We start from the raw sequence: 8,428 nt of genomic DNA on the forward strand, positions 1-8,428 counted from the left end.
TAGCATCGGTATGCGACGGCGTCACCCCTCGGATGGCGACTTCCATGGTCTGGAGGTGATAACGCGGATGCCATGGGCAGGCTTAATCGGCTTCCAGCTTGAATTATCAGGCCAACTGCCCTTTGCGCCCGACCAGACTGTCACGAAACATTCATCCGGTTGCAGACGGTTTTCGTCGATGCGGGCCTCGCAGAAGATGCTGAGCACGCCGCTGGTCAGGGACACATGGAGCATGCCATCCCCCAAAGACGTCAGCCATCCTTCCTGATAGGAGCGTGATGGCACCATATATCCATCCGTGGTGTGGGTGGTCTCATCATTGACCAGCATCCGCTCCTGAGCCCAGAGGGACCAGCTGAAGCCATTGTCGATCGTGACCGTATGGTTGCCGATGCGATAGACCCAGCGCTGTCCGTAAAGGCGCATAAATCAGTCTTCGCTGGCAGCGGCCAGTTTCCAGCGGATTTTGGTTTCCGCATCGGTGCGGGCCGAGCCACGCACAACGATCTGCAGCGAGCGGCGGGTCAGGCCGTTATCGATATGGACGGCTGTTTCAACGGCGATATCGGGGCCGTCGCTGCGGAACCACCAGCCCTTGCCTGACTTGCCGCGCAGCAGAATAGAGCGACGGTCGCGGGCCACAGAGGCCTGAACCTCGGGGTCCAGTTGGAAGCGCAGAGCATAGGGGGCGGCGATCCGTTCGGGGGCTGCATGCCCGCTCTTGGGAAGCAGGCATTCCTCGGCGCGGATTTCGTCCTGTGCCTGATCGATATAGATACGGCGCTGGTGCATCAGGCCATAAAGCGGCATCCATCCGTCATGCTCGACCTCTAGCCAGATGGCGCTGTCGGTCTGCTGGTGGTCGCGGGTAATGTGCAGAGGGGCGCTAACGAGGCGCGGCCCCAGAAGCTCGCTCTTCCATCCGCTCAGAGGCTCGCCGATCGGGCGCTCCCCCAGTGTCAGGGTCGAGGCCCCTGCCGATAGTCGCAGGGCATGACGATCCGAAGATCGCGGCGTCCATCCTGCCGAGGTAAACAGGCGATCCTTGCCGCACAGAAGTTCCAGTGCCGCAGGCTGGCCACAGGCGCTCACCGACCAGGCACCGGCGGCCGGAGCCTCGACATCCAGCAACAGGGTCAGCTGCGGGCTGGAGACGCGCACAATACCGCCGACCACACTGGCAGGCGGCGCGGCGGGGGTGTCGTCATGGGCGCGCGCGGCGGCAATACGTTCGCGGGTCGAGGGACCCCCACCCTGAAAGATCGACAGGCGACCATCGGGCAGAACCTGACTGCGCAGGGCAATGGTCAGGCGCGAAATGGCACTGGCGACTTCCGGCGGGGTCGGCTGGCTGCGCTGGGACAGGGCGTCGTCCAGTGTCAGCAGGTCAAGCAGAAGCTCAAGTCCCTGTTCGGCCGAACGCGAGGCATGCGAGCCATCGGCCAGAACCGTCTGTTCCAGAGCCGAGGGCAGACGTTTCAGCGCCTTGCGTAAAATTGCGCTGCCGACCGGATCACCAAAGGCGCAACCGGCTACGGCCGCGGCGGTCAGGCGCTCGGCGCGGCCGCGTGCTGTGTGCGGCGGGCGCAAAAGCTGTTTGGCCTGACGGGCCAGACTATTGGCCAGTTTTTGGCGATCGGCAGGCTCGGCGTGCTGGGTCAGGCGTTTGGCCGCGCATGCCAGATTATAGACGCGGCGGGCCAAAATATCGGGCGACCACGAAAATGGCGACCAGTCAGCAAAGCTGTCCAGCCAGCCCATGGTCATGTCCAGCGCATCGCGCATGCCGCGCTCGCCCTGGGCCATCATGATCGGCAGCCAGTCGAAGCTGTGCAGTTCCACAGCAAAGCTGCGATTGGGCGTCGGGCGATCCCAGATCCGGCGTGGATCGTCGGTTTCCAGACTGAGGCCCATCAGGGTCAGCTTGCCACCCAATAGCGGGCGCGGGGCTTCCTTGGGGACGGGGCGCAAGTCTTTGGGGGCGAGGGCAAAGTCCTGTGCCTTGGCATTACCCAGTGTCAGGCCATAGCCCGGCAGGCCGTAAAGCTCGATCCACAACTGGCGCGAGACCAACGCCTTGGCAATCGCGCCCATCATGGCGGGCGAGGTGTGCTGGATGCCGCGTGCGGGCATGGGGGTGCGCACGGGGGCACCCTTGAGGCCGGGGATATGGCCCTCGGTCAACGGGGTTTCGCTATCGCGGGGGGCGAAGGGGCCGATTGGCTTCATGCAGCTTTCAGGGCTTGAATGTTGGTGGCGTAGGCGTCGGGACCACCCTTGAACACATAGGATCCGGCGACAAGGGCATCGGCACCGGCCGCGACACAGGCACCGGCATTGGCCGCAACCACACCGCCGTCAACCTGCAGGTGGGCCTTGGAGTCGGCGGCATCCAGAATGGCGCGGGCGCGTTCGATCTTGCGCAGCGAACTGTCGATGAATTTCTGGCCGCCAAAACCGGGGTTCACCGACATGATCAGCACCAGATCGACCAGTTCGACGCATTCTTCCAGAACCGACAGCGGCGTGGCGGGGTTGAAGACCAGACCGGCCTTGGCCCCCAGATTGCGGATCTGGCCCAGCGTACGGTGGACGTGCGGGCCGCTTTCGGGGTGCACGCTCATAATGTCGGCACCGGCGGCGCGGTAAGCTTCCAGCCAGTTGTCGACGGGGCTGACCATAAGGTGCACGTCAAACGGCAGGCTGGTGTGAGGGCGCAGCGCCTTTACCACATCCGGACCGATGGTCAGGTTGGGCACAAAATGGCCGTCCATGACATCGACGTGGATCCAGTCCGCGCCCGCCGTTTCCAGTGCGCGGATTTCCTCGCCCAGTTTGGAAAAGTCGCTGGCGAGAATGGACGGACAGATCAGGGGAGCGGTGCGCTGGGTCATGGAAACTGGGTGTACGGCGCTGAGGCCCAAGGAGCAAGGCGTCCCAAACGCACAGGCGCGCAAAGCGGCCTTCGCGCCACATCTGCCGGGTGGTTCTGCAGGGCGGTTCTGGCGGGTGGTTATTGGCGCTTCGCCAATGGCACAGCGCGGTTGTTCGCGAACAGACGACGGCAACAGGCGCAATGGCGCTGGCGGATCAAAACGGGTGATGGCGAATGGAGGCCACAACGTCCTTTCAAAAGCACCCAGCCATGAACACTCTGATCCGAAATATTGCCCCTGCACTTCTTTTGCTGGTGGCGGCGACCTCTGCACAAACGGTTGTCGCCCAGACCGCTCCAGCCGATGCTCCGGCATCCGTACTGACCGTCAGGGTCGAGACAGCGGCCAACACCGGTAAGGTGATGGTGGTCCTGTATGACAGCGAAGCCGCCTATGAAGGCGGTGCACCTGTGCGGGGCGTGGAGCTGGACATCGCTTCGGGCCAGTCGCAAGCGGTGATCGAGGGACTTGCGGCCGGCACCTATGGCATCAAGGCGTTCCACGATGTGAACGGTAACGGCAAGATGGACACCAACCCGTTCGGTATGCCGGTCGAGCCCTATGCCTTTTCCAATAATGCGGTCGGCAATATGGGCCCCGCCAAATGGGACCGCGCGCATTTCGAAGTCTCGGGCCAGACGGTCCAGACGCTGAACCTGCGCTAGGGGAGACCGGTCCATGCAAATCTCGCGACGTTCATTTTTGGGCACCTCGGCAGCCATGGCGGCGGCCTCGGTTTTGACGCCGGATGTGGTGCGCGCTGCGGCCGCGCTGGAGCATGCTTCCAACTGGGAACTGGCCACGGCGGATGTCGCGGGCGATATCGCCCCGCGCCGCTTGGAGCTGGTACATGGTTGTGTGCCACAAGGTCTGAACGGTACGCTTTACCGCAATGGTCCGGCGCAGTTTCGTCGTCCGGGCGGCTCGTCCCAGCACTGGTTCGATGGCGACGGTATGGTGCGCCGCTGGCATATCGAGGAGGGTCAGGTTGATCTGACGGCCCGCTTTGCCAACACGCCCAAACGCCGTCAGGAAGAAGCGGCGGGGGCTATGCTGATGCCCGGCTTTGGCACCTTGCCCGATCCGCGCGCCCGTATTGGCTCTGCCGATGATGCCAGCCCTGCCAATACTTCGGTACACAAGGTCGGCGACAAGCTGTGGGCCTTATGGGAGGCCGGATCGCCTCTGGAAATGGACGCCGTGACGCTGGAGACAAAAGGCTTTGTCACGCTTCGTCCCGACCTGAAGGCTATGCCGTTTTTAGCCCATCCGCGTATCGAGCCGGATGGCACCATCTGGAACCTTGGCGTGGCGCGCGGCAAGGCGATTGTCTGGCATCTGGCGGCGGACGGCCAGTTGCGCGACACCGGTATGATCGACATGCCGATGGCCAGCTATGTGCATGACTTTACAGCTACCACCCGCCATCTGGTGATCTTGCTGCAACCGTGGGTGCAGACCCGCAATACCCTGCCGCTTTCGCAAGCTTTTCAGTGGTTGCCGGATCAGGGCGGCAAGGTGCTGGTGATCGATAAGGATGACCTGACCAAGCAGCGCGTATTCGAGATACCGGCCTTTGGTTTCTTCCATGTCGGCGATGCCTGGGAAGAGGCGGACGGAACGATCCGTTTCGATGTCGCGGCCCACAAAGACATGATGTTTGCCGCCCAAGGTGCCCAGGAGGTTCTGAACGGCGTGCCCCTGCATCACGAACCGGCCGAGATGGCGATGGTGGTGCTGGGCAGCGATGGTCGCGGACGTCTGGAGCGCACCGGCGTTGTTGGCGAGTTCCCGCGCAGCGACCCGCGCCGTGCGGGGCTGGCGCGTCGTTTCAGCATCCACACGACGGGCGAGCGGGCCGGTCGTCCGCTGGCCACAGCGATCGGCGTGACCGACTGGTCATCGGGGCGCACGCGCAGCTTCGATTTTGGCGAAAACCATGTGGTGGACGAGATGGTCTATGTGCCCAAGGCGGGCAAAACCGCAGAGGCCGATGGCTGGCTGATCGGACCGACCATCAATCTGGAAAAAGGGGTCAGCGAACTGCATCTTCTGGACATGGCCCATATCGGGGACGGGCCGGTCTGCACATGGCGCTCCGACGTGGCTCTGCCCGCTGCCTTCCATGGCAACTGGGTCTAAGGTGCGCAGGTTGACCTTTGTGGTGGGGCGGTCCAAGACCGGCCCTGCCGCTCCGATACCTGCTTCAAGGCGGCGTCTTTTTGGAAACTCTCAGATGAACCCCGAAGACCGAAGTCTGTCTTCATTTTCTTCTAAACTCTGAGATATCCCGGCTTTCGATCACGGGGTATCTCGTGAAAGGAAGCCTTATGCTGAACGTCTATGAATGGCGTGCTGACCGCCTCGTGCGCCTTGACGAAGCTGCCGCCCACAACACCTCCTGCTGGATTGATCTGGTTTCGCCGACCCCTGCCGAGGTGGCGGCGCTGGAAGCCATGACCGGCATCGAAATCCCCAGCCGCGACGACATGGATGATGTTGAACCGTCCGCCCGTTTCTATGCCGAGAACGGGGCCGTCTTCATGATTGCGGCGGTGGTGACCGATCTGGAAACACCCGATCCCGTCAAAATGCCTGTGACCTTCATACTGAAGGGCGGGCGTCTGGTGACGGTCCGTTATGGCCAGCCGCGTTCGTTCCGGCTGTTTGTGACCCGCGCCATGAGCAAGCCCAGTGAAAAACTGGCCAGTGGCGAGGCCATCTTTATGGGGCTGATCGAGGCGGTGGTGGACCGCTATGCCGACGCGCTGGAAGCCAAGGGCGTAGAGCTGGATACGATTTCACGCCTGATTTTCCGCAAGCGCGATCCCAAGGCGATGGAAAGCCACAACCTGCAACTGGTGATACAGGACATCGGGCGCGCGGGTGATTTTCTGGCCCTGATCCGCGAAAGCCTGTCCAACCTGCAAAGGCTGTTGTCCTACCACTCGGCAGCATCGGGCGTGAAGGCAGGCGGTAAGGCCGACCGCGAGGCGCGCCAGATGGTGCGGCTGGTTCAGCGCGATGCCGCCGGTCTTGGCGAGTTGAGCGTGTCAATGTCGGCCAAGGTCACCTTCCTGATGGATGCGACGCTGGGCCTGATCAATCTGGAGCAGAACCAGATTATCAAAATCTTCTCGGTGGCGTCGGTGGCCCTGCTGCCGCCCACCTTGATCGCGTCAATCTACGGCATGAATTTCGAGTTCATGCCGGAGTTGAAATGGCAGTATGGCTATCCGCTGGCGGTGGGCGCGATGATCCTGTCGGCGGCCTTGCCCTATCTTTATTTCCGCAAGAAACGCTGGCTGTAGGCCCTACCACCAGCCCGCTTCGCGAAGGGCGCGGGCATAGCGGCGGCTGACGGGGGCCGTGGTGCCGTCCGACAAGGTCAGGCTGGCGCGTCCGTCGCCGCGAGACACATCGGCGACGGCATCCTTGGCCACCCACCAACTGCGGTGGGTCTGCGCCCCCTCAAGTCCGTCCAGTTCGTCCAGTGCATCGGATAGGCGCATCAGGATCAGGTCCGAGCCCTTATCGGTATAAAGGCGCAGATAATGGTCCTCGGACTGGACGGCGAACAGGCGGCTCCCTTTCAGCTTGACCGGTAGTCTTTGCAGAAAACGTGCGGGGGCCTGTGACGGGGCGGCATGGGTTTCGAGCGGTTGTCGGCGCTCCAGAAATACATTGATGGCGCACAGTGGCAGGACCACGGCGAGGACCGGCAGGAAATAGTCGAGCAGGGCGTGCAGATTTGGAATGCGCTGCTGGAAGATCAGAGCCGTTGCGGCCCAAACCATGACTGTGACCGGCACCGACATCAGCAGGGACAGGGCGGCTATGCCTGTCCATGGTCTGGCGTCGGTGTCGATAAACCGCTCGACGATGCGGCTACAGATATGGCTCCAGAAACCGCCCGCTATGATCAGCGGAATCCAGTAGAGCAGCCGCCACCACAAGGGTGCGCTGATCGAGCCGAACGCGCCGCTAAAGGCCAGAAAACTGCCCGCGACAATGCCGATGGCAAGACCGCGAGCCCAGGGACGCTCCAATAGCGAGGCCATGTTTGTTGCCTCAACCCTTCTGGCAGACGGCACGGAAACCGGCGGCGGCGAACTTGACCATGTGATCGCAGGCGGCATCCAGATCGCCCGACAGGCACAGTCCGCCCGACAGGCGGTCAAGGCGACCTGTTTCGCCCAGTGTCAGGGTCAGGGCGCCGGACAGGTTGTGATAGGCCCAGTAGAGGTCCGCTTCGCTGGCCTGCGGCATGATGCGTTTGACCAGTTCCAGCAGGCGACGGATCGCCGGATCGAAATAGCGGGCCATGGTCTCGCCGCCAAAGGCCGGATTGGCATTGGTCTGAGCCACCAGAGCCGCATAATGTTTCCAGCCGGGACCACCCTTGAGGGACCATTGGAACGGCGGGCGCAGGAAGGCTTCGAACAGGCCCTCCAGTGTCATGGCATCGCCTTGGGCCTCGGCATAGCGGTCAATGGCGGCGACGCGGTCATTGTTCCAGACCTCGGCGCGGCGGTTGAACACGGCGTCGAACAGATCCTTTTTCGAGCCGAAATAATAGTGGACCAGCGCCGTATCAACACCGGCTTCGCGGGCGACCTCGCGGATGGTGACGCCGTAAAAACCGTGCTGGGCAAACAGGCCCTCTGCTGAGTTCAGAATGGCTTCGCGAGTATCGCTGGCCGACGCTTTTGCCGTTTTCTTCGGACGACCGCGACGGCCTGTCTCGGAGGTTGCCCCCGCATTGCGCGGGCGCGTCGGTGCTGTCGGGCGGCCGGCTTCGGCTGTCTCGGTCGTGGCGGGGGCAGAGATGTCGGCCTTGGGGGCCTTGGTCGTATCGGCGGTCATAAGCTGTCGTCGCATGAAGGGCAGGGGGTGTGCAACGGTGCCACAGTGCACGGCTAACGCTGTTTTCACCTGTATCTTGGCGTTTGACAGAGTCCGCAATAACAGCCACACCTAAGAAAAATCATTAAACGCTGAATAAAAAGCGTCACCAGGGTTGGAATAAAAGGGATTCATATGAACCGACTGATGAAGTGCGCCCTGTTGGCTGGCGCAGCATTTGGCGCAATGGCTACGGCAGCCCAGGCCCAGAGCACGGGACAAGATGCGGCGGTTGCCGTCGAGGACATCATTGTAACGGCGCGCCGTACTGAAGAGTCGGCCCAGAAAACCCCGCTGGCCCTGACGGCTTTTTCGGGTGAAACCCTGGAGCGTACCGGCGCGCAGCAGGTCACGGATCTGCAAGGTGCCGTCCCGAACCTGAACCTTGTTCAGGGCCGCGGCTCGTCCAACTCGACCAATATCTACATCCGTGGCGTAGGCCAGCCGGACAGCTTGCAGACCTTTGATCCGGCCGTCGGCGTCTATGTGGACGATGTCTATTATTCGCGCATTCGCGGCACCCAGTTCGATCTGCTGGATCTGGAGCGCGTTGAAATCCTGCGCGGCCCGCAAGGCACACTGTACGG

Annotated in this window: 9 protein-coding genes; 4 read left to right on the top strand and 5 right to left on the bottom strand. The window is 62.4% G+C overall.

All coding sequences use genetic code 11. From position 1 onward, the window contains the following. Positions 1–21 precede the first annotated feature (21 nt). The 3 genes from RSB01_RS01400 to rpe are packed head-to-tail and all read right to left on the bottom strand — an operon-like array spanning position 22 to position 2,894. Entirely contained in the window at positions 22–426 is a 405-nt protein-coding gene (locus RSB01_RS01400; protein ID WP_332591959.1) for a hypothetical protein, read from the bottom strand. A gap of 3 nt (positions 427–429) precedes the next feature. Then, complete coding sequence (locus RSB01_RS01405) at positions 430–2,229, bottom strand: heparinase II/III family protein (protein WP_332619479.1); 1,800 nt, start codon at positions 2,227–2,229, stop codon at positions 430–432. Continuing rightward, the gene (gene rpe, locus RSB01_RS01410) at positions 2,226–2,894 is read right to left on the bottom strand and encodes a ribulose-phosphate 3-epimerase (RefSeq protein WP_332590459.1); all 669 of its coding nucleotides are present in this window, start codon (positions 2,892–2,894) and stop codon (positions 2,226–2,228) included. Before rpe ends, RSB01_RS01405 begins: the two co-directional genes overlap by 4 nt. Positions 2,895–3,145: 251 nt before the next feature. Between rpe and RSB01_RS01415 the strand changes: the two genes are divergently transcribed. The 3 genes from RSB01_RS01415 to corA all read left to right on the top strand — a co-directional run bounded on the left by RSB01_RS01415 (position 3,146) and on the right by corA (position 6,247). After that, positions 3,146–3,601, top strand: coding sequence for a DUF2141 domain-containing protein (locus RSB01_RS01415; protein ID WP_332590458.1), 456 nt, complete (start codon positions 3,146–3,148; stop codon positions 3,599–3,601). A gap of 13 nt (positions 3,602–3,614) precedes the next feature. Continuing rightward, the gene (locus tag RSB01_RS01420; RefSeq protein ID WP_332590457.1) at positions 3,615–5,078 is read left to right on the top strand and encodes a carotenoid oxygenase family protein; all 1,464 of its coding nucleotides are present in this window, start codon (positions 3,615–3,617) and stop codon (positions 5,076–5,078) included. A gap of 188 nt (positions 5,079–5,266) precedes the next feature. Continuing rightward, complete coding sequence (corA, locus tag RSB01_RS01425) at positions 5,267–6,247, top strand: magnesium/cobalt transporter CorA (protein ID WP_332590456.1); 981 nt, start codon at positions 5,267–5,269, stop codon at positions 6,245–6,247. 3 nt (positions 6,248–6,250) lie between these two features. Here corA and RSB01_RS01430 read toward each other — a convergent pair whose 3' ends face one another. After that, complete coding sequence (locus RSB01_RS01430; RefSeq protein ID WP_332590455.1) at positions 6,251–6,997, bottom strand: LytTR family DNA-binding domain-containing protein; 747 nt, start codon at positions 6,995–6,997, stop codon at positions 6,251–6,253. A gap of 10 nt (positions 6,998–7,007) precedes the next feature. Then, positions 7,008–7,802 carry a TetR/AcrR family transcriptional regulator gene (locus RSB01_RS01435; RefSeq protein WP_332590454.1) on the bottom strand — a complete coding sequence of 265 codons (795 nt, stop codon included), beginning with the start codon at positions 7,800–7,802 and terminating at the stop codon, positions 7,008–7,010. Positions 7,803–7,976: 174 nt separating this feature from the next. Between RSB01_RS01435 and RSB01_RS01440 the strand changes: the two genes are divergently transcribed. Beyond that, the coding region (locus RSB01_RS01440; RefSeq protein WP_332624994.1) for a Plug domain-containing protein at positions 7,977–8,428 on the top strand (452 nt) is incomplete at its 3' end.

This window comes from Brevundimonas sp., assembly GCF_036659295.1.
Classification (GTDB): domain Bacteria; phylum Pseudomonadota; class Alphaproteobacteria; order Caulobacterales; family Caulobacteraceae; genus Brevundimonas.